This window comes from Thermophagus xiamenensis, from assembly GCF_900112795.1.
In the GTDB taxonomy this organism is placed as follows: domain Bacteria; phylum Bacteroidota; class Bacteroidia; order Bacteroidales; family Marinilabiliaceae; genus Thermophagus; species Thermophagus xiamenensis.
The window spans coordinates 150,941-172,139 of record NZ_FONA01000008.1 but is presented as its reverse complement, the minus strand read 5'-3'; the positions used below and the strand labels follow the sequence as shown (position 1 = coordinate 172,139).

At 38.1% G+C, this 21,199-nt stretch carries 19 protein-coding genes; 5 read left to right on the top strand and 14 right to left on the bottom strand.

Features of this window, described 5'->3' with window-relative positions; all coding sequences use genetic code 11:
• Positions 1-56 precede the first annotated feature (56 nt).
• Entirely contained in the window at positions 57-2,681 is a 2,625-nt protein-coding gene (locus BM130_RS06700; RefSeq protein WP_254771979.1) for a PKD domain-containing protein, read from the bottom strand.
• Positions 2,682-3,088: 407 nt separating this feature from the next.
• On the opposite strand from BM130_RS06700, the gene BM130_RS06695 reads away from it, so the two are divergent.
• Both BM130_RS06695 and BM130_RS06690 read left to right on the top strand, forming a co-directional pair.
• A complete protein-coding gene (locus BM130_RS06695; protein WP_029626528.1) occupies positions 3,089-4,000 on the top strand; it encodes a proline dehydrogenase family protein in 912 nt (303 codons plus the stop codon).
• 505 nt (positions 4,001-4,505) lie between these two features.
• The gene (locus tag BM130_RS06690) at positions 4,506-4,955 is read left to right on the top strand and encodes an Hsp20/alpha crystallin family protein (RefSeq protein ID WP_010527024.1); all 450 of its coding nucleotides are present in this window, start codon (positions 4,506-4,508) and stop codon (positions 4,953-4,955) included.
• 336 nt (positions 4,956-5,291) lie between these two features.
• Here BM130_RS06690 and ung read toward each other — a convergent pair whose 3' ends face one another.
• Positions 5,292-5,963, bottom strand: coding sequence for a uracil-DNA glycosylase (gene ung / locus BM130_RS06685; RefSeq protein WP_010527025.1), 672 nt, complete (start codon positions 5,961-5,963; stop codon positions 5,292-5,294).
• A 170-nt stretch (positions 5,964-6,133) separates the two neighbouring features.
• The gene (locus BM130_RS06680) at positions 6,134-6,736 is read right to left on the bottom strand and encodes a superoxide dismutase (RefSeq protein WP_010527026.1); all 603 of its coding nucleotides are present in this window, start codon (positions 6,734-6,736) and stop codon (positions 6,134-6,136) included.
• Between the two features lie 209 nt (positions 6,737-6,945).
• Between BM130_RS06680 and BM130_RS06675 the strand changes: the two genes are divergently transcribed.
• Positions 6,946-8,235, top strand: coding sequence for an MATE family efflux transporter (locus BM130_RS06675; protein ID WP_010527027.1), 1,290 nt, complete (start codon positions 6,946-6,948; stop codon positions 8,233-8,235).
• Positions 8,236-8,250: 15 nt separating this feature from the next.
• On the opposite strand, the gene BM130_RS06670 is transcribed toward BM130_RS06675, so the two are convergent.
• The 5 genes from BM130_RS06670 to fusA2 all read right to left on the bottom strand — a co-directional run bounded on the left by BM130_RS06670 (position 8,251) and on the right by fusA2 (position 14,586).
• Complete coding sequence (locus BM130_RS06670; protein WP_074964312.1) at positions 8,251-9,000, bottom strand: ABC transporter ATP-binding protein; 750 nt, start codon at positions 8,998-9,000, stop codon at positions 8,251-8,253.
• Between the two features lie 18 nt (positions 9,001-9,018).
• Positions 9,019-10,080 carry an ABC transporter permease gene (locus tag BM130_RS06665; RefSeq protein WP_010527029.1) on the bottom strand — a complete coding sequence of 354 codons (1,062 nt, stop codon included), beginning with the start codon at positions 10,078-10,080 and terminating at the stop codon, positions 9,019-9,021.
• A 49-nt stretch (positions 10,081-10,129) separates the two neighbouring features.
• Positions 10,130-10,759 carry an ABC-type transport auxiliary lipoprotein family protein gene (locus BM130_RS06660; RefSeq protein WP_010527030.1) on the bottom strand — a complete coding sequence of 210 codons (630 nt, stop codon included), beginning with the start codon at positions 10,757-10,759 and terminating at the stop codon, positions 10,130-10,132.
• 348 nt (positions 10,760-11,107) lie between these two features.
• Positions 11,108-12,112 (bottom strand): MlaD family protein, encoded by a 1,005-nt coding sequence (locus BM130_RS06655; RefSeq protein WP_010527031.1) that lies wholly within the window; start codon positions 12,110-12,112, stop codon positions 11,108-11,110.
• Positions 12,113-12,426: 314 nt separating this feature from the next.
• On the bottom strand, positions 12,427-14,586 hold the full coding sequence (gene fusA2 / locus BM130_RS06650; protein ID WP_010527032.1) for an elongation factor G2: 2,160 nt from the start codon (positions 14,584-14,586) through the stop codon (positions 12,427-12,429).
• Between the two features lie 607 nt (positions 14,587-15,193).
• On the opposite strand from fusA2, the gene BM130_RS06645 reads away from it, so the two are divergent.
• Complete coding sequence (locus BM130_RS06645; RefSeq protein ID WP_010527033.1) at positions 15,194-15,550, top strand: DUF190 domain-containing protein; 357 nt, start codon at positions 15,194-15,196, stop codon at positions 15,548-15,550.
• Here BM130_RS06645 and BM130_RS06640 read toward each other — a convergent pair.
• From BM130_RS06640 to mutY, 6 genes are all read right to left on the bottom strand, one after another.
• A complete protein-coding gene (locus BM130_RS06640) occupies positions 15,534-16,268 on the bottom strand; it encodes a phosphoglycerol geranylgeranyltransferase (protein WP_237706103.1) in 735 nt (244 codons plus the stop codon). The two genes, BM130_RS06645 and BM130_RS06640, sit on opposite strands and share 17 nt — an antisense overlap.
• Before the next feature lie 81 nt (positions 16,269-16,349).
• Positions 16,350-16,985 (bottom strand): 4'-phosphopantetheinyl transferase family protein, encoded by a 636-nt coding sequence (locus tag BM130_RS06635; RefSeq protein ID WP_010527035.1) that lies wholly within the window; start codon positions 16,983-16,985, stop codon positions 16,350-16,352.
• A gap of 33 nt (positions 16,986-17,018) precedes the next feature.
• Entirely contained in the window at positions 17,019-17,612 is a 594-nt protein-coding gene (gldD, locus tag BM130_RS06630) for a gliding motility lipoprotein GldD (RefSeq protein ID WP_010527036.1), read from the bottom strand.
• Complete coding sequence (gldE, locus tag BM130_RS06625) at positions 17,609-18,937, bottom strand: gliding motility-associated protein GldE (protein ID WP_081474939.1); 1,329 nt, start codon at positions 18,935-18,937, stop codon at positions 17,609-17,611. Before gldE ends, gldD begins: the two co-directional genes overlap by 4 nt.
• A gap of 23 nt (positions 18,938-18,960) precedes the next feature.
• Positions 18,961-19,467 carry a single-stranded DNA-binding protein gene (locus tag BM130_RS06620; RefSeq protein ID WP_010527038.1) on the bottom strand — a complete coding sequence of 169 codons (507 nt, stop codon included), beginning with the start codon at positions 19,465-19,467 and terminating at the stop codon, positions 18,961-18,963.
• Positions 19,468-19,576: 109 nt separating this feature from the next.
• Positions 19,577-20,635, bottom strand: a complete 1,059-nt coding sequence (gene mutY / locus BM130_RS06615; RefSeq protein ID WP_010527039.1) for an A/G-specific adenine glycosylase — start codon at positions 20,633-20,635, stop codon at positions 19,577-19,579.
• Positions 20,636-20,757: 122 nt separating this feature from the next.
• Here mutY and BM130_RS06610 point away from each other — a divergent pair, with 122 nt between their 5' ends.
• On the top strand, positions 20,758-21,042 hold the full coding sequence (locus tag BM130_RS06610) for an HU family DNA-binding protein (protein WP_010527040.1): 285 nt from the start codon (positions 20,758-20,760) through the stop codon (positions 21,040-21,042).
• Positions 21,043-21,199 lie beyond the last annotated feature (157 nt).

The following is a 21,199-nucleotide window of genomic DNA, read 5'->3' as shown; positions in this document are numbered from 1 at the left end:
CTTTGAATGCAAAAAGGCGACCCTGGATGGACGGAATATTTGCGAAAGTGGAAAGCCTAAGTCCACCTTTTAATTATTCTAATGCATAATCCGGGATAAACGGTAATATATACAGAATGGGAGTTGGTACATCCATAACTATTTTCAGCAGTAAGATTGACTTGATATGATTGTACGTAGTTTTCAGCATTTACAAAAGTATGAGAAGGGGAAAACCCTGTTTCTATAGAAGAAGAATCACCGAAATTCCAATAAAATATGTCGGCACCTGCCGAGTTGTTGGTAAACGAGACCTCAAGCGGTGAACATCCTGCCAGCGGATCGGCATCAAAAGATGCGACAGGGACAGGTTTAATAATTATTTGTTTTGAAATAGTATCGTTGCAGCCATGTAAATTTAAAGCTTGTAATTCAATTGTTAATGTGTCTGGTTCTGTTCCGCTTACGGCGTAGATATGAGTTGGCAATTCTTCGCTAGAAGCACTTCCGTCACCAAAATTCCATTGGTAAGTATCAGCATTAATGGAATGATTTTCAAAAGTGATTTCAATAGGAGAGCAGTTTTCTGCATCAACAGACCCCATATCCGCAATGGCTTGGGGTAGAAATTCGATGGTTTGGGTGGTTTCACCAATACATCCGTCAGGTGAGACCTCCAGCCGGCTAAAGGTATAAATGCCGGGAGTAGATACCTCTACCTGTGTTTGCGGATTGTTTATATTCGAAAAAGATGCTTCTCCCGGTCCTGAAGTTAATGACCAAGTTCCGGCGTTTATCCCCGGAAATGTTTCAAGCTCTGCTATTAATCCGCAAAGTTGAAAAGGACCAATAATTGTTGGTGTGGGAGCCTCTGAAAAGGTTATTTCCACAGTATCGGTATCCAGGCAGTTCCCTTTTCGTAGTTCCCATACAAGTAAATAAGTGCCCGGTTGATCGGCAGAAATAGTCGCCGTGCCCAAATTTTGGTCGTCAAAGAAAATGTTTCCCGGCCCCGAGATTACTGACCAATGAGAACTGTCGGCGTTATTTACATTTCCATGCAGCTGATACTGTAGTGAGCATGTTAAAGTATCGACACCTGCATAAGCAAAAGGCTTTTCTTTTACGATAACTGTTAAGTTTGTTTGGTCAGAACATCCCATACTATCTACAACCTGATAATTGAATTGAAATGTGCCGGTGTCTGTGGAGAAAAATACCGGGTTAGCAATATCGGTTGCCGATAATTTATCAACGTTTGGACCTGACCATATGTGGGTAATAAAATTTCTACTTCCTCCTGAGATTATGGGCGATAAAACCATGGTTTCACCGGCACACAATGCTATGGGATTTGGATCAAAGTTTATAAAGACATCTTCTACTTCAATGGTTATGTCGGTTTGATTTGAACAACCGGTATCGTCTGTAACCAACGCTGTTAAATGATAAGTTCCGATGTTGGTAGTATAAAAGGTCGGATTTACTGTGTTAGTATTGTTTAGAGGCAAGGTGTCGCCACTCCAGTTTATCGTATAGGGTGGGGTGCCACCGGAAATTTCTGCGAATAGTTGAAGGTCTAGTCCGGGACAAAGGAAAACCTCAGTTCCCGGAGCGATGTTAACAACAGGTGATTCTTTTACTTCCAGATTTATTGAGCCGGTAACAGAACAGCCATTAGAATTGGTAACATTGTATTCAATGTTATGGTTGCCGGCTCCCGCCTCTGTGGGATTAAAAATGCCAGTTTCAGGGTCTATCCCCGGTCCTGACCATGTTCCGCCGGGGGTTGCAGCGATTAGTTGTGTTGGTAAATCGGTTTCGCAAAAAGGGCCTGCAGCCGAAATGGTGTTATCCGGCAGATCGACAATAATCGCCATCGCAGTGGTTACAACAGGCGGATGATCGCCATTTACAGGGTCGGATGGTGGACCCGGAATGGATGGGTCATCATACGGGTTGCAGGCGTTCCAGTTTCGAATTGTTACAATAAAACGGTCGCCAACATTGTATCCGGGCGGTATATAAATGGTTTCGGAAAGGGACGCCGGTGGGGCTGGAGATAAAACAGTATCACCGGCGTAATAATTTATTGGTCCATAGTATGGCCATGGATAATTTATACCGTCAACCGTGGCGGTAGAGATATTGGTTGTGTCGGTACCGTAAACCCATTGGGTCCATCGATTTCTAAAGTTAGGCGTGTCTTCTTCATCGGGTGGTGTACAATTCCACTGGCTAATGTCTGCAAATTGGACGCTGCCATCGTTACCTACGCATATGGGATATATTTCAGGAGAAATGTCAATGATTCCTCCATTTTGATTGTCTATATCCCAAACTGTGGCAATTTGGGTCTGAACCGAGCTGGTGCAAAGAACTCCGTTAACCATTAAGTAAGCTTGTGCTTCATAATTACAATTGTCTCCTCCGATTGGGTAAATATGTGAAGCATCAGCTTGCCAATTATTGGAACTTATTTCGGTTGCCGGCACAATATCGGGGGTAGATCCATCACCCCAATCAAAATAAATGCTTACATTTCCGGTTCCACCGTCATTGACTCCCCGAAAGGTAACAGTACGCTGTACCGTAACCGGAGCGCAACGTTTGTCGAAAATCCAATCGTCGTTTTGTCCACCCTGATAGTCACAGTTTTGGGCTTTTGCCGAATTAAATGAGCAGAGGAAAGTATGGCTCAATAAGAAAATAAAAAATAACAGGTAACCAGTGTGAATTACATTCGGCCGAATTGGATGGCAACGAATGGAGAAAATGGAAAGGCTTACCTTTCTTAAAACCCATGTAAAAGATTGTTTAATCATTTGTCAAAAAATGCTGTTCCCCACCTTGCATTTGTTAGGTGGATAGTGTGGTGCCCTAAATGCAATAACTCTGCAGAGACAATATCTTCCTGACTTCTTTTTGGCTTTACTTTTAGCTTGGCCTACAGAAAAGAAAAAATAATTGGTTTTAAGTTTTCTTCCTTGGTAGCGCTGATAATGAGATGAATCATTTTTTTTTAATGCTGAAAATGGAAATTTTAAAGGTTGATTATTATTCACCTACCAAAGTCCGGATGGATTATTGGCCCTTATTGTTTTAACGTATGATTAATAAAATAATTGCTTCAGTTTTGCCGTGGATGCCCAAAAAAATTGTTTGGCTTTTCTCTAAAAGATATATTGCAGGAGAAACATTGGACAGCGCGGTGGCCGTTGCTTCTCGGCTTGCAAAAAATGGTGTTTCGTCAACCATTGACCATTTGGGCGAATATATAACTGATATTGGAGAGGCCAGAATGGTTCGGGATATTTATAAAGATATGATAGAGCGTTTTGAGCGAGAAAAATTGTCTGTAACATATTCTCTTAAACCTTCCAATTTTGGAATGTTAATAGATTTCGAAGTATGTTGTCAGTTTGTTAGGGAAGTTGTAGCCAAGGCAAAGGAATATAATTCTTTTGTACGTATTGACATGGAAGATAGTCGATGTGTTGATGATGAGTTGGAATTATATCGAAGATTACATGCCGAATTCCCACAAAACGTAGGGATAGTTATTCAGGCTTATTTAAAGCGAACACCGAACGATTTACTCTTCCTGGAGAAATTGCATTCTTCTTCGACACCCGTCAATGTACGTCTTTGTAAAGGGATATATGTGGAACCACCAGAGATTGCTTATAAAGAACGAAAAGTTATTAATGAACAATACATTAAAGCTTTAGAGTTTTTTCTTCAAAAGGGGATCTATGTTGGAATCGCCACCCACGACCGGGCATTGACGGATTATGCACAAACGCTGATAAAATCGCTTGCAGTAAAGCCTGACCGTTATGAATTTCAGATGTTATATGGAGTGACTCCTGATTTGCGGGCTCAGATTGTTAAGGCAGGGCATCCCATGAGGGTTTATGTTCCTTATGGTAAAGAGTGGTTTGGCTATTCTTCTCGTCGGTTAAAAGAAAATCCTCATTTGATAACATATATATTAAAGGCTCTTTTTAAAAGAGGTTGATTTAATACAAAAGGGTCGTTCCGCATTCGAAACGACCCTTTTCACACAGGAATTGTTGGGAGGAAATTAAATTGTTTCCACACTTCAAAGATTATTGTTTTGAATGGTAAATGTATTATCTCTATGTTAACTGTAGTTTAATTCCCTGAAATTTCTGTTTTCACTGTTCTTTTGAGGATGCATCGAGCAAAACCAGAAACGTTTGGCACAATAAGGATATTTATAAACGTTTAATTAAGCAATGTTCCTAATAATAATGAATTAGCTGGGTTTTGTGCCAATAAATGAAAGTTGTAATAAAAGATGAGTAAGATAAGAATAGTGAAAAAGAAGATATTTTAGCTGTCATAATGGCATTGTTTAACAAAGAAAGATGTCAAAATGACATAAAATAATGAAAAATTCTCCTGTTTGGACGTTTTTTTTGAATTGGCATTGGGTTTGAAAAATGCTAAAGCGAATGCTTAAAGAAAATGTCGAACTAAAAAAATAGGAGGATTTAGCTATGACAGTTGTAAGAAGATTTAATAACCAGTTTCCCGACATCACCAATATTTTTGATGATTTCTTTGGTGGTGATTTCTTTAACACTCCGGTTTTTCCCTGGCGAAGAGCTTCAACTCCCGCAGTAAATGTACGGGAAGATGAAAATGAATATGTAATAGAAGTTGCTGCCCCGGGAATGAAAAAAGATGATTTCAAAGTCGAAATTAACAATGGAGTCCTGAGTATTTCTGCCGAAGTAGAGGATAAATCAGAAGAGAAAGATGAAGAAAAAGGGTATACACGTCGCGAATTCTGCTACTCATCCTTTAATCGTTCATTCTCCATTCCCAAGAATGAAGTGGATGAGAGCAAAATAAATGCGAAGTATAAAGATGGTTTATTGATTATTACTTTACAAAAGCGTGAAGAAGTTAAGCCCAAACCATCTCGCATTATTGAAATAAAATAAGTAACGGCAATTATTAACGAGTTTGCAATTTAAAATGAAAAAAATCCCTTTGTCAGCTGTATTGGCAAAGGGATTTTATTTTTTGAATATGAATCACCTTTATAGCAATATATCTCATCCGTATAGATTTATACTTACTTCATTGATATATTGTTTCTTAAAAGTAGTCATTAGTGGTTGGTCTTTAGTCATTAGTTATTTAACACTAACCACTTGTTGACTAATGACTAATCACTTCTTCTGCCTTCTGCCTGTTCACTTCTGCCTTTGTCTTTTATACATGCTCTTTTGTGTCAAAAGTCGCCATGATCGTTTTATTCGTTTATTGTGTTTTCTTTACCATTCAATTTTTTGTATTCCGTGTTCTTCTAACCATTGATTGGTTTTAGAGAAGTGCTTACATCCAAAGAATCCATTTCGGGCAGAGAAAGGCGACGGATGTGCTGCTTTTAAAATTAAGTGTTTGGTGCTATCTATTAGTTCTTCTTTATTTTGCGCATATCTGCCCCAAAGTAAAAAGACGATATTATCCCGATAATCGGAAACAAATTTTATAACTGCATCAGTAAACTGTTCCCAGCCTTTATTTTGGTGTGAGCCTGGTGTATGAGCCCGTACCGTAAGTGTGGCATTGAGCAAAAGGACTCCTTGTTTTGCCCAGCGTGTCAAATCGCCCGAGGCTGGTGGTGGGGTCCCAATATCATCTGCAATTTCTTTGAAGATATTTTGTAAAGAGGGTGGCAGTTTAATTCCTTCGGGAACCGAAAAACAAAGACCATGTGCCTGGCCGGGACCATGGTATGGATCTTGTCCAATTATCACAACTTTAACACGGTCTAGGGGAGTTTGGTTAAATGCATTGAAAATTAGAGGACCGGGAGGATAAATGGTATGTTTTTTTTTCCTTTCGATTAAAAATTGCTTGAGACTTAAAAAATAAGGAGAATTGAATTCATTAATCAGAACTTTCTTCCAGCTTTCTTCAATCTGAGGATCAATTTGAGACATAATTATTATGTTTTTATGTTACAAATGTAATAAGAACCGAGATTAAAAAAGAAAAGACTGGTAGAGTTTGTCAAATTGGCAGAAAATTATAATTCATCATAACAAAAAAAGCCCACGAAACAAATTTTCGCGGGCTTAGAAGTTGATTGACAAATGGTTAATAAGTAATTTTAGGCGCTAAAGCGTTTGGCCACTTCCTCCCAGTTAACAACATTCCAGAAAGCATCAATATATTCCGGACGTTTGTTCTGATATTTTAGGTAATAAGCATGTTCCCACACATCCAGTCCTAAGATGGGTGTACCTTTGAGTTCTGATAAGTCCATTAAAGGATTATCCTGATTTGGGGTGCTGCCAACAACTAATTTCCCATTTTCCTGCTTGACAAGCCAGGCCCATCCTGAGCCGAAACGACTGGCTGCAGCATTGTTAAAAGTTTCTTTAAATTGTTCAAAAGAACCAAAGTCCTTTTCGATGGCTTCTAGAAGTTGGCCTGATGGTTTTCCACCCCCGTTGGGAGTCATAATTTTCCAGAATAAATTGTGGTTGTAATAACCACCACCATTATTACGTACCGCAGCAGAATGTTGAGATACGTTAGCTAAAATTTCTTCAATGCTTTTATTCGCCAAGTCGGTCCCTTCAATGGCAGCATTTAATTTTGAAGTGTAGGCCCCATGGTGTTTGGTATGATGGATTTCCATGGTTTGAGCATCAATGTAGGGCTCAAGTGCGTTGTACGCATAATCTAATTTTGGTAATTCAAAAGCCATAATATTTTAGTTTTTACGATTAGACATTTCTTTAATTCGGATAATGTTGTCCAAAATTAATGCCTATTTGGATTAATTCCAAATAAACAAGATGAAAAAATGTTAATAAAGGGAATGTGGCATTGATTACAAGCAAATGATAAGTCTGAATACATTGTTACATTTGTAGTTTTAAAATTAAGCTTTAATAACTGACCTAAAATTAGAATATGAATAAAGAGATCCTTCGATTGGCTGTTCCTAATATTCTTTCGAATTTAACCATACCTTTATTAGGCATGGTAGATCTTCATTTGATGGGACATTTAGATAGTTCTGTTTTTATGGGGGCTGTGGCGTTGGGTGGAGTTATTTTCAATTTTATTTACTGGGGTTTCTCATTTTTGCGGATGAGTATAAGCGGTTTTTCAGCACAGGCGTTTGGGGGAAGAAATAGGCAAGAGATGTCATTGGTGCTTCAGCGGGGATTAATGATTGCTTTGGCTGGTTCTTTTATGTTATTGATGTTACAGGTTCCAGTGGCACAAATTGCCTTCCGTCTTTTAGAGGGGTCTGATAGTGTTAAGGAAATATCACGACAATATTATTATGTGAGGATATGGGCAGCCCCTGCCGCCATTTCGCTAATGGTATTTTCCGGTTGGTTTTTGGGAATGCAAAATGCATACTATCCTATGATTATTTCTGTATCAGTTAATTTAATCAATGTAGTGTGCAGTATTTTATTTGTACGCTTTTTTGGCATGCAAGCTAAGGGAGTTGCATTAGGTTCGGTAGTGGGGCAATATAGTGGGTTGGTATTGGCGTTAGTTTTTTTCTTTAAAAAATATCGTTGGGTATGGCAATATTTTACGATAAAGATAGAATATCTGAGAAAAGGCTTAACACGTTTAATAAATGTTGGCCGAGATATTTTTATTCGTACATTAGGTATTATAGCCGTGTTTACGTTTTTTACATCTAAGTCGGCCGGATTGGGGGACATAACACTTGCCGCCAACAGTGTTTTGCTACAGTTTTTACTATTTTTTTCATATTTTTTGGATGGATTTGCATATGCTGCCGAAGCCATGGTTGGCCGTTGGTTCGGTGCCGGCAACAAAGCTTATATGAAACAAACCTTGCGTCTTTTATTTGGATGGGGTTCTGGATTGGGTTTATTATTTACAATTGTTTATGGTGTAGCAGGCCAACATTTGCTGTCGTTTTTTACCGACCAAATCGAGGTAATAGAACGAGGCAAAGAGTTTTTGCCATGGATTGTAATTTTACCTTTGGTTAGTTTTGGTTCCTATATATGGGATGGCGTATTTGTTGGAGCAACGGCTTCGGTGGCCATGCGCAATAGTATGGTTATAGCGTCGGTGTTTTTTTTCTTTTTACCCTTTTATTTGCTATATCCAACACTGAACAATCATGCCTTATGGTTGGGTATGGTTCTTTTTATGTTGGCGAGGGGGGTTTTTCTTACCTTATTATTTCCGAAACTTATGAAATAGTTTTTTCGGTAAAAGTTATTTTTTCCCGCCGGTACCAACTCTGAAAAAAGCTCGAAGTTCCGGAACATCCGAAATTTGAGCTTCCTCTAACGAACCTTCGAAGGCGATACGACCTTTATTTACAAAAATCACCTTATTGGCAATACGTAAAATACTGGTAACTTCGTGAGTTACCATAACAACTGTCATTCCCAATTGGTCCCGAAGGTTGAGAATTAACTCATCGAGTGTTGCCAGGGATACCGGGTCTAGTCCGGCACCAGGCTCGTCGCAAAAGAGCAGGGGGGGATCCATAATAATTGCCCGGGCAAGGGCGGCCCGCTTTAACATACCTCCACTCAATTGTGAGGGATATAGGTGAAATGCATGATTTAGATTAACCAGGCTAAGTTTGGTACGTACTAAATCCTCGATTATATCGGCAGGTAGGTCTGTATGTTGTTCGAGGGGTAAAGCAATGTTCTCGGCTACAGTCAGGGAATTTAATAGAGCTCCGTTTTGGTAAAACACACCCAGTTTCCGATAAAATTTCATGGCAATGTCTTCATCCAGTTCCGCAATGTCCTGGCCGAAGATGGTTACAGTTCCTGGTGCTAATGGGAAAAGGCCTAACATGTGTTTAAGTATTGTACTTTTTCCCGACCCACTTTCTCCCAGGATAACCGCTATTTCGCCTTGGTTTACCGAAAAAGAAACATCCTCCAATATCTGTCTTTCATCAAACGATACACTGAGATTTTTAACATCTATGATTTTTTCCTGCATATATTGCTATATAATCAATCAGTAAAACAATATGCCCAAAACAAGATCTGCTATTATTACTAAGGCAATCGCTGCTACTACTGCGCTGGTGGTAGATTTTCCAACTCCTTCAGCGCCTTCTTTTACTTTAAAACCAAAAAAAGTTCCTGTAATGACAATTATAAATGCAAAACAAAGACTTTTAAAAATTCCTGTTAAAATATCTTTTTGGTAAAGGACCAGAGGCATTCTGTTAAAAAAAATTTCTGGTGTAATATCCAAATAAAAATTGGCTGCTACTGCGCCGCCGATAATGCCTGCCATACATGCAAGGATGGTTAAAAATGGCAGGGTAATCAAACTGCCATAAATCTTAGGGATTACTACAAACCGAATGGGATTGAGGCCCATGGTTTGCAAGGCATCGGTTTCGGCTGTTACTTTCATTGTGGCAATTTCGGCAGCTATTGAAGAGCCACTTCGGCCTGCCACCATAATCGCCGTTATTAGTGGCCCCATTTCTGCCATCATGGCGATAACTGTTAAATCAACAATATAGACGTTAGCTCCAAAGTTGCGAAGTTGAAAAGATGATTGTAAAGCTAAGACCAGGCCAATTATAAATGCCATGGCCATAACAATGGGTAAGGCATTAACGCCAATAGATATGGCTTGGTTAATTACTTCACCTTTTCTTCGATGCTTTCGGGAAAAGAGGTCTTTAATCGACCAATAGAGAATATCAGAAACGAGATACAAAAATGAGATAACGTATTCTGTAAAAAAATGAGAGGTTTTTTCACCCAAAACCATAAAAAGCCCTTCTTTCTTTTCTCTGGGGTTAGTGAAGTTAACGGCAACTGGCCGAAACAACTCCATTTTTCTTTTTATTTTTTCATCGGCATTCTCTATTTTAATGCTGATATGGTATTTTGCGGCTATTTCTGGTAATTGATGAATGGCAAGGGAACCGGCGCTGTCTATTTCATTGAGTTTTGCAAGGTCAATGGTAAGGTTGGTTTCTTTTGTCTTGCGAAAAAGGTTGTCCAAGTCATGCAGAAATTCTGCAGTATTAGAAATGGTTAGCTTATTATTAAGCATAATTAAATTCCCTTGTTGGGAAAAATGGTTTGATATATTTATTTTTTGCCTATTCACCAATTTCCCTATTTGAAAGTTCGTCTTTAATTTTAGTGGCAAATTTTTCCAACTCTTCATAAAATAAATTGCTAATACTTTCTGCTAGCAGATTTAAATTTTTTGTTTCCAGTTCGGATTCTCTGTTTGCAAAATGGTTGACGATTGCCAAGCCTGTCTTTGCATCTGTTAATTGGAAATTGATTTCTAGGTGTGCAGTGAAATTTTTTCTGTTTTCGGTAGGAACCACTTCCATCTTATAAATTGTGGTGTTCACATGATATTTAGGTGTATGTTTCCAGAAACGGTTAGAAACTTTTAAAAAGAGATTTTGAGCCGATAAAAAATCAATGGTCATACGTGTCAAAACTTCCGAGGGATGAACTGCCCATTCATGATCTTCAAAATAGCGTATTTGATGTGATGCATCTCTAAAGACAATTTTTCGTGTTGAATAGGCTGGATATACGAATACATCTTCAACTTCGCATCGGGCATTAATTTGAACGGTGTCATTTAAACGGTTTATATTCAGTTTGTCCGTTTGTTCGAGCGTATAAAATCTTTTTATTACGGTTTTTTGTGTCCCGCAACCTGTAAATAAAAATGTAATAATTAAAGATTTATAGAATATATGTTTCATCCGTATAAAATTTACTTACTTCATTGATGTATTGTTTCTTAAAAGTAGTCATTAGTGGTTAGTTAATTAGTCATTAGTAAATCAACACTAATCACTAATGACTATAAACTTCTTCTGCCTTCTGCCTCAGAGTTTTATGTGTTCTCTTCTGTGGCGAAAGCCGCCATGCTCGTTTCATTCGTAAAAAGTTTACTTAACTCATTGGTCGGATGGACCTCGCATGACCAGGAATATATATTGCGATAAAATCATATTTTAATTTAAGGCATAGGATCTTTTATGGCAAACGATTTCAATGAATTTTCACTTTCAATATTTTGAAATTTATTGAATTTAAAAGTAAAGATACTAGTCTTTGAAAAGATCATCAGGCAAATTTTTAGCTTTACTTTTACGGATGAGGATGGAAGGGTTGTTGTTGATTTTCCGTGAGGCTTCCTCTAAATTCCGAAGAGTTGCTTTGAGCATCTCTTGATTTTCCAGGAAATCTTTGCTCCCTTTGTTAATATCATCATCCACCTTTTCCAGAAGTTCTTTTGTTTGTTTTGCTACCCTGGCAAGGTCTTCAATAAGTTGAGAGATGTCCGATTCCTTTAGTTTTTGCGTGATATCTCTGGTATTACCAATGATTTGGTTTATTGAATCACTTTGTATCAAAAGGTTGATTTTTTCTGTTGTTTCCTTGAGTGAATGAGTGACATTTAGAATTGAGTCACTTATTTTGGCAGCATTTTCCAGGGTAAAATGAAGGTTTTGCTTATTTTGCGCGATTAAGGAATCTATTTTAAGAATTGCTTGGTCGGCATTTTGTGCCAGCTTACTAAATTTTTTGAAAGTAGTAATAATTTGCGCTAAAGTGTCGGGGTGCGTAAATACTTGTAAATTGTTAAGGACATTTTCGGCTTTTTTAGCAATAACTTCAGCACGACCCGTTATTTCAGAAGCTAATGAGGAACCTGCCTGGATATAAGAGCCAGGACTTAACAGCTTTGCCTCATTGGTTCCGCCTCTTATTTCAATAGCCTTCATGCCGGTAATGCCCAGGGCAACAATATCGGCTTTAGCATCTTCCTTTATTGGTGTGCCAGGTTTGAGTGCCAATTCTACAATAATGCTTGTAATATCTTCCGGATTAATACTAATTTTTGAGATAGTGCCTACGTTTATGCCTAGATACTTTACCGGACTTCCCGTTTCCATGCCACTCACAGATATATCTCTGAAAGTCACATAATAGGTGTCTGATTCTCTGAAAAATTCTCGGGCAGTTATATATACGATTAAAAACAATAAAATACTTGTCCCAATTAAAATGAATATTCCAAGGCGTATTTTTTTTGAGCGATTTTGCATTCGTTTTAAGTTTATCTGTGTTATTGTCCGGATGAAACTCTTAAGACCTTCGGTTTATACAAGTTCTGGTTGTTACAATATTAGTTGGTTATGTTACTGTTTATTTGCTCAATGATTTTCGATTAAATTAATTAACGTTTCAAACGTTATATCATTGGGTAAGTTCAAAGATAATTGAAATTTAATATTGTATTGAAATAGTTAGTGGTCAAATTTTAATCCTATTATGAAGTAAAAATAACAATGATACTGCGAAAAAATAAAGGGCTGCTCACAGTGGCAGCCCTCAATAAAGAGATTTAGAATATTTTTAATTACTCTTCTTTCTTTGATTCTGCTTCATAAGCTGCTAAGAGCTCCTGTTGCACTTCAGGAGGAACTTTTTCGTATTTACTGAATTTCATTGAGAAGAAAGCTCTACCACCTGTAATTGAGCTTAAAGAGGTTGAGTATTTGTTCATTTCTTTTAATGGTACCTTTGCTTTAATCACTTCAAACCCCTTTTCACTGTTCATTCCCTCAATAATAGCTCTTCTGCCCTGGAGATCACTCATAACATCGCCCATGCGATCGGAAGGGACGCGTACTTCCACATCATAAATGGGTTCAAGGATTTTGGGACCAGCCTCTTTAAAGGCCTGGCTAAAGGCATTTCTGCCGGCTAGTTTAAAGCTTATTTCATTTGAGTCGACCGGGTGCATTTTCCCATCGTACACACAGACGCGTATATCACGCGCGTAGGAGCCCGTTAAAGGTCCTTCTTCCATCTTTTCCATTATGCCTTTGAGTATTGCAGGCATAAAGCGACTGTCGATAGCCCCACCTACGATACAATTGCAGAAGACCAGCTTTCCACCCCACGATAGTTCTACCACTTCTGTATTACGGACGTTTACTTTATATTCTTGCCCATTAAACTTATAGGTTGTGGGGTCTGGCATACCGTCATAATAAGGTTCGATAATTAAGTGTACTTCACCGAACTGTCCGGCGCCTCCCGATTGTTTTTTATGTCTATAATCGGCCCTGGCTTGTTTGGTTATAGTTTCGCGATAAGGAATTTTGGGAGGTAAGAATTCAATGGGGAGTTTGTCGTTGTTTTCTATTCGCCATTTCATGGTATTCAAATGAAACTCCCCTTGTCCGGAAACAATAATTTGCTTAAGTTCTTTAGAGTATTCTACTTCTATGGTTGGGTCTTCTTCGTGGATCCGTTGCAGTATTTCGCCGAGTCGCTCATCATCGCTTTCGTTTACAGGTTTTACAGCTGTTCTGTATTTTGGTTCAGGATATTTGATGGGCTCAAAAATGTGGTTACATCCCTTTTCATTGAGCGTGTGATTTGTTTTGGTCTCTTTTAGTTTGACGGTGGCACCAATATCTCCGGCCTGAAGAGCCTCCACTTTATGTCGAGTGTTTCCTGCCACACAATAAAGTTGAGAAAGTCTCTCTTTTACTTCTCGGGTCATGTTCATCAAATCCATGCCTTCAGTTACTTTTCCCGACATTACTTTAAAAAAGCTAACTTCACCTAAGTGGGGTTCAACACTTGTTTTGAAGACAAAGATGGAAGCAGGTCCGTTGGGATCACAGGGTACTTTTTGGCCTTGGTTGTTAACCTTTGGTGGCATTTCTGATACAAGAGGAATAATATTTCCCAGAAATTCCATCAGGCGACGAACGCCCATGTCTTTTGCTGCTGATACACAGAAAACGGGGAAAAGATCTCTTGCTACCAAGCCTTTGCGTATTCCTCGGCGCATCTCTTCTTCGTCAAGGGTTCCTTTGTCGAAGAAAAGTTCCATCAAGTCTTCATCATTTTCTGCCGCTGCTTCTACAAGTTCATTATGTAACTTATCTGCTTTTTCTTTTTCTTCCTCAGGAATATCTAAAATTTCCGGGACACCCCCATCCGGTCCCCATTTGTACATTTTCATTTTTAAAACATCTATTAAAGCATCGAATCCCGGGCCTACATTGATGGGGTATTGGACAATGACCACCTTATGACCAAAAGTTTCATGAGCCATTTCCATGGTCATCTCAAAATTGGCCTTTTCGTGGTCAAGTTGATTTACTACAAATATTACCGGCTTGTGATAGTTCTCGGTGTATCTAAATAAATTTTCGGTACCTACTTCTACACCTTGCGACGCATTTAACATCATAAGGGCAGTATCGGTGACGTTGAGAGCTGTTATGGCTCCACTGATAAAGTCATCGGCCCCGGGAGTGTCGATAAAATTTAATTTTTTCCCTTCCCATTCGGTAAACAATACCGACGAAAAAACCGAGTAGCCATATTCGTGCTCTACCCGGTGATAATCCGAAACTGTATTTTGATTTTCCACACTTCCCCTGCGTTTTATAACACCACCCTCGAAAAGCATTGCTTCTGCAAGGGTGGTTTTTCCCGAGCCGCTACTTCCAAGCAGCGATATGTTTTTGATTTGATCGGCATGATATACTTTCATGGCAGTAATTTTTAAAAGGTGATAAAATAAGTTAAAAATGGGATGACTGTAAAATTAATAAATCCTTGATAAGATACAAGCTAATGGTTTATTTTTTCTTTATCTGATACTTAAGTTTTATGTGATATATATAAATAATGTCATGAATTGAAAAATACAGATAGTATCGCTTGTGAAGAAATTAATTTTTGTATGGGCGTATATTAGATTAAATAGTCATGTAAAATATTGAACTTATACATAAAAGCCCATATAGTTTAAATATAAATTGATATTATCAATTTAGTTGGCTAAATTGATTTTTGTAATATGTTAAAAAATATAATGATAGAAGACAGTGTTTAAATTGTTGGTAATGTGGGATTAAACAATTAAGGTTGGCGCAGTAAAAATATAGAGGCAGAAGTGCACAGGCAGAAGCCAGAAGAAGTTTTTAATCATTAGTAGATTTAGTCATTAGTATTATTGGTTAGTGAATTGTGAACATGGGGCGTTGAGCCTATAGAGTGGACCAAACCAAATCTATTCTGTCTTATTGTCAGGGATTAGAAGAGTTTTTATAAGGTTCGTTTTATTAGAGAAAGGAAACCTAAACAACTTAAAAAACATGAATCTTTCGGGGGAAGTCAAAAAATTGACTATAATTGTTGGGGAATCGGAAAGGGTTTATCAGCGACCACTATATGAGGTCATTATTTATGCTGCCAAAAAGTATAAATTAGCTGGTTCCACAATAGTGAGGGGGGATATGTCGTATGGGGCTGATAATTTGCTGCATAGCAGTAAAATTTTTGCGCTAAGCGATGATGTCCCAGTGATTATATGGTTGGTTGACGTCTACGAGCGTTTATTTGATTTTGCAAAAATAGTCAACCGGATTATGGATAAAGCGGGTGGGGGCGGATTAATATTTATGGAAGATGTGGAAGTGTTGAGATATGGGAAAATTAACACTGAAGGGTAATTTCCATAAACTTTTGAAGCAAATATGGGTCTTTTTCCAGTATGTTTCCTACAACCACAATATCTGCACCACTTTCGAAAGCGTTTTTCAGTTTTTCCGGGCCATTGATACCACCACCTACCATAAGCGGAATTTGAATGTTTTTTCTCACTGTTTTAATCATTTCGGGGTTTACCGGTTTTTGAGCCCCACTTCCGGCATCGAGGTAAATGGTTTTAAGTCCAAGCATCTCGCCAGCCATTGCTGTTGCTGCAGCAATATCATATTTATCAGAAGGTATTGGGCGGGTTTGACTAATATATTCAACCGATGTGGAAATACCCCCATCAATTAAAATATACCCTGTGGAAATGGCTTCCAAACCTTTTTTTCGTATTATAGGTGCTGAAACAACATGTGAACCTATTAACAGTTCGGGATTTCTGCCCGATATCATGGAAAGAAACAATAACGCATCAGCCGAAAATGATAATTGTATCGGATGACCGGGATAAAGAATTACAGGAATATCGGTATGTTTTTTTAAATATTGAACCGTTTCATCTACCGGATAGGTGGTCAGGCTTCCACCAACCAAAATCAGGTGTGGCCTATGTTGGTTTATTAAATTTGTTTGTTGTACCAGATTCTCACCCTGGCATTTATCCGGGTCAATAAGCAAGGCAAGCATCTTTTTCTTTTGGGCTATATGCTGGCTTATATAGTTGTATATTTTCAAACTAATGGAAATTAATCAGGTTTCTGACGACAAATATATGAAGTTTCAAAACATTACTCTACAATAAAACGGTATGTGGGATTATTTTGTCCAGACCAAATAGTAGTCTTTAGTCAGGTGGTAATTTAATGAAAAAGGTTGAGTCTGATTTTGTGAATGAAAAGTTGCAACAAAACTTCCCTGAGAATTATGAGGAATAAAGGGAGAAACAATAATCTGTTCTTTAAAAGAAATTCCGGGGTGTCCGGCTGCTTTATAAACCGCTTCTTTGGCGCACCAAATAAGGCCTAATTGAATATCAAAATATTGCTCTTGTATAAACTGTTGTTCTGCAGTATTAAGAAAGCGGTCCGAAACTTTCCTGATGCGGTCCGACGGATATTCAATATCTATGCCTGGAATTGTTTTTTGGGATAACCCGATGGCGGCATAACCTTTTGTATGAGAAATGGTGAGGTTGTCACAACTGTTGATTAAATATGGTTGTCCACTCTCATTGTAACCGATTGCAGGATAAAGACCGGTAAGTTGATAAATTAAAACTCTTGAGGCCAGCCATTCTTTTCGTCGCGAAGCATTGGATATATTTTGAAGAAATTTTTCCTCTTTGTTTTCCAATGGTGGCAGCAGGTTTAGCAGTTCTTCTTCATTTTCTGAAATTTCCCACACGGCAATTCTTGTGCTGTTATTGTTAGTTTGCTCAAAAACAATGGCCATTTACGATAAAATTAGAATTAGCAAGGAAGAGCTTTATTTTGGCTTGTTTGCCATGTCGGTTCTCCAGGTAATGGTTTCAATCAGGTGGGTTAAATCTTCTTTGATAAAATTCAGTACCGGCGCAATTGAATCTTTGTTGGGTACCACGTCGAAGTATAGAGAACCTCTGAGAAAATGTCGAACACTGTCGGTAACAAAAAACTGAATAGGTGAAGCAGTATTGCCTTTTATTTCGTAGAGTATGCCATAAACTTCTTTTTCAGGGGCTTCGAATAATCGTTCTTTAATGGCATCGGCTTTAACAGTATGCTTAAAAGCTAATTCACGGTTGTCTTCGAATAATTGATATAAGTTTTTTTCAATTGGTTTATAACTAAAATGGACTTGTGCTTTAAACTGTGGAAATAAAAGGTCGATCCAGTAGGGTTCTGAGTAACCTTGGTGTGGAACTATTTTTGAGTAAACAGGACGTTCAAAAGAATAGGGTAAAAGAGTGTCTATCGGCACATATTCTTTGGGTGGCAGAGCAATCCTGAAGTAACCTCTGGGTTTAGGCGGATAAGTATTATTGCAGGCAACGGCCAAAAAAATGACCACCAGCCATAAAAGAAATATGTTAGCCTTCATGATTTCCCTTTTTGAACAAATTTGATTTTTTTTATACGTCGTTTGTCTGCTGCTAAAATATTAAATTTATAAGGGCCAATTTCAATAATTTCGTGTTTTTCGGGAATAACGCCCTTGATTTCGAGTAATAGCCCGGCTAATGTTTCTGCTTCGCCCTTTACTTTGTCGAAAACATGTTCGTCAAGGCCGGTGATGCGAAAGAAATCTTTTAGCAAAGTTTTCCCTTCAAACGCTAACGAACCATCGGGCAGCACAGAGAAAAAGTCTTCCTCTTCGTCTAGCTCATCACTAATTTCACCCACGATTTCTTCCAGAATGTCTTCTAACGTAATAATTCCTGATGTTCCGCCATACTCATCGACAACTATGGCCATATGGATTTTATTTGCCTGGAATTCGGTAAGAAGATCATTTATTCTTTTGGTTTCAGGAACATAGTATGCCGGTCGGATTAATTTTTGCCAATTAAAGGTGTTGTCTTGTCCCAAATAAGGCAACAAGTCTTTGACGTACAAAATGCCTTTAACATTATCCGGAGTTTCTTCAAATACCGGAATTCGGGAATAACCCGATTCCACTATTACTGACAATACTTTGTTAAAATCGTTTTTTATTTCGAGGTCAGTCACATCTACTCTGGCGGTCATGATTTCCCCCGCATTAATGTTTCCGAAATTGACAATGCTTTTGAGGATTTCTTTTTCTTCAAAAACTTCGTCGCCAGTCAAATCAAGAGCATCGGAAATATCATCCAATGAGAGGTTGTTGATTTTTTGAGCCGCTTTATTTTTTACATATTCTGATGATTTAACCAGCAACATACTTAAAGGCTTCAATACTTTCACAGCCGTTTTAAGAATAGAAGATGCTGTGGTGGCGAATTTTCGGGGCGAATGTCCGGCCAATACTTTTGGAAAAATTTCGCCGAAAAAAAGTATTATGCTGGTGATGATGACTACATCAAAAATAAATTTAAGGGTTGTGTTATCGCCAAATGATAATAGTCCGGTTGAGATATAGGCCGACAGGATGACAATGCCTACATTTATAAAATTGTTAAGAATCAGGATGGTAGCCAGTAGTAATTCAGGGTTTTCCAGATGGTTGATGACTTGTTGACTCCTTTTAGAGTTTTCATTTCTGAAATAGTTTATATCATCTGGCTTAAGGGAAAAGAAAGCTACCTCTGATCCCGACACAAAAGCCGAACCTCCCAAAAGTAACAGGGTGGCTATGATGGCCACTATTATCTCTGTTGTTGGAGGATGATATACTATATTGGCTATTACTGCGGGAAAATGCGATAGAAATAAATCTGTTTCCAAGGAATGACAATTTAATCAACTTACTAAAAAGGTAAATCGTCCTCTTCTTGAGACAAACCTTCATCTCCCGAGGTGAAGCCTTCTTCATTCATTGGCGGTGCACTCTGAGGTGGAGCAAAAGGACTTCCTTCAGAGGCAGGAGTTGACGTTGGTGCCGATGAAGAGGCCGCAGCAGAAGTATTGGCTGCTGCCGGATTATCTGCTTTTCTACCCAATAATTTTAAGGTGTCAACCACCACTTCGGTGATGTATTTGGTTACACCATTTTGTTCGTATGAGCGCGTACGCAGTTTGCCTTCAATATACAACTGAGTACCTTTTTTTATATATGTTTCGGCAACTTTAACAAGACCTCTTCGAACCTGAATGTTGTGCCATTCGGTCCTCTCCGGTATTTGTCGGCCGTCGCGTGTGGTAAATCCTGGTTCGGTGGTGGCAAGCGGAAAATTGGCAACTCCTTCGTTATTGTCGAAATATCTTACTTCCGGGTCTTTCCCTACATTGCCTATTAAAATTACCTTGTTAATCATAAATTAATCGGATTTTTAGGATTCTAAACAGCTAAGGTACTAAACTTTTAAGACTGTTTCATAATCAGAACGAAAAATTCTTTTGGTGTGATTTATAGTTTATTGAAATTCAATGACTAATTATTAGTGAGATGTTTTTTTTGATTACTTGTGGCAAGGGAAGTTCCACTATTTCATCATTTTTAACCAATTTCAATGGCTGAGGGTTAGATGCTAAGGATAAAGAGCGGTTTTCGGGCCATATTACTTTATAAAAAGAGATGTGTAGTTCCTGGTGGGTCAGCAAATGCTTTACTTGATTAATTTTTTTTATACTGATGGCTTCCGGAAAAATTTCCAGAATTTTAGGCCGTATTGATTGAGTTGAGCAAGAGCTTGTGGTTTCTATTAACGGGAATTGGTAAAGTCCTTTCCATATATCATTGTCGGTCCTTTTCTGAAGAATGGTATGACCGTTTTGCGAAACAACCAGGTAGTGCAGCCATCGTTTCTTTTTAACTATTTTTTTGCTTTTCACCGGGAAGAGTTGTTGCTGTTTTTTTGATGCTGCTTTGCAAAATTCTTTCACCGGACATTGTTGGCATAGCGGATTGGCCGGCTTGCAGATTAAAGCACCCAATTCCATAAGGGCTTGATTGTATGTGCCCGGATCATGACGATCTAAAAGCTGCCAGGCTAACTTCTCGAAATATTTTTTCCCTTCAGTAGTGTCTATGGGGAGATCTATTAAAAATAAACGAGACAGTACACGATAAACATTTCCATCGATTACCGGAACGGGCTCTCCGAATGCAATAGAGGCTATTGCAGCAGCTGTATATGGTCCAATTCCTTTTAATTTCAATATTTTTTTGTATGTTTGTGGAAACAAGCTATTTTGCTCTTTGACAATGGTTTTTGCTGCGGAATGAAGATTCCTGGCTCTGGAATAATATCCCAGACCTTGCCATTGACGTAAAACTTCTTGTTCTGATGCTTCAGCCAATGCCTGGACATCCGGGAACGACCGGATAAAGCGAAGGTAATAACTTAACCCCTGTTTTACCTGTGTTTGCTGAAGTATTACTTCCGATATCCAAATTTTGTAAGGGTCAGTGGTTTTGCGCCATGGCAAGTCACGGGCATGGTTTTTATACCATTGTATTATTTTGAAAAGGAAACTGGTCATTATTAAAAATTTATGCAAAAATAAGGGTTTAGTTTTTTTTCTTATGGAATTCCTTTATCTTTGCACACTGAAATTTAAAATTGACTTCTAAATAGTTGATAATTAAATAATTTTACAAAGAGATGACAAAGGCTGATATTGTTAATGAAATTTCGAAGAATACTGGAATTGAGAAGGTTACAGTACAGAAGACTGTAGAAGCCTTCATGGAAACAGTAAAAGGAAGTCTCGTAAAAGGTAAAAATGTATACCTGAGAGGTTTTGGTAGTTTTATCGTGAAAAAGCGTGCAGAAAAAACTGCCCGTAACATTTCCAAGAACACTACCATTATTATTCCTGAACATTACATTCCTTCGTTTAAACCTTCCAAGAGTTTTGTGACGAAGGTTAAAAACAATGTAAAGTAGATGTTTAACTTATTAAAATAGAAGAAACTATGCCTAGTGGTAAAAAAAGAAAACGGCATAAAATGTCAACTCATAAAAGAAAGAAAAGACTACGTAAGAATCGTCACAAAAAGAAAAAGTAGTTTTTTGATTTCTTATAAGTAATTATCAAGAACAA

Coding starts and splice junctions, on each gene's coding strand:
- BM130_RS06695 (WP_029626528.1), top strand. CDS start 3,089: ATGATTAATAAAATAATTGCTTCAGTTTTGCCGTGGATGCCCAAAAAA.
- BM130_RS06690 (WP_010527024.1), top strand. CDS start 4,506: ATGACAGTTGTAAGAAGATTTAATAACCAGTTTCCCGACATCACCAAT.
- ung (WP_010527025.1), bottom strand. CDS start 5,963: ATGTCTCAAATTGATCCTCAGATTGAAGAAAGCTGGAAGAAAGTTCTG.
- BM130_RS06680 (WP_010527026.1), bottom strand. CDS start 6,736: ATGGCTTTTGAATTACCAAAATTAGATTATGCGTACAACGCACTTGAG.
- BM130_RS06675 (WP_010527027.1), top strand. CDS start 6,946: ATGAATAAAGAGATCCTTCGATTGGCTGTTCCTAATATTCTTTCGAAT.
- BM130_RS06670 (WP_074964312.1), bottom strand. CDS start 9,000: ATGCAGGAAAAAATCATAGATGTTAAAAATCTCAGTGTATCGTTTGAT.
- BM130_RS06665 (WP_010527029.1), bottom strand. CDS start 10,080: ATGCTTAATAATAAGCTAACCATTTCTAATACTGCAGAATTTCTGCAT.
- BM130_RS06660 (WP_010527030.1), bottom strand. CDS start 10,759: ATGAAACATATATTCTATAAATCTTTAATTATTACATTTTTATTTACA.
- BM130_RS06655 (WP_010527031.1), bottom strand. CDS start 12,112: ATGCAAAATCGCTCAAAAAAAATACGCCTTGGAATATTCATTTTAATT.
- fusA2 (WP_010527032.1), bottom strand. CDS start 14,586: ATGAAAGTATATCATGCCGATCAAATCAAAAACATATCGCTGCTTGGA.
- BM130_RS06645 (WP_010527033.1), top strand. CDS start 15,194: ATGAATCTTTCGGGGGAAGTCAAAAAATTGACTATAATTGTTGGGGAA.
- BM130_RS06635 (WP_010527035.1), bottom strand. CDS start 16,985: ATGGCCATTGTTTTTGAGCAAACTAACAATAACAGCACAAGAATTGCC.
- gldD (WP_010527036.1), bottom strand. CDS start 17,612: ATGAAGGCTAACATATTTCTTTTATGGCTGGTGGTCATTTTTTTGGCC.
- BM130_RS06620 (WP_010527038.1), bottom strand. CDS start 19,467: ATGATTAACAAGGTAATTTTAATAGGCAATGTAGGGAAAGACCCGGAA.
- mutY (WP_010527039.1), bottom strand. CDS start 20,635: ATGACCAGTTTCCTTTTCAAAATAATACAATGGTATAAAAACCATGCC.
- BM130_RS06610 (WP_010527040.1), top strand. CDS start 20,758: ATGACAAAGGCTGATATTGTTAATGAAATTTCGAAGAATACTGGAATT.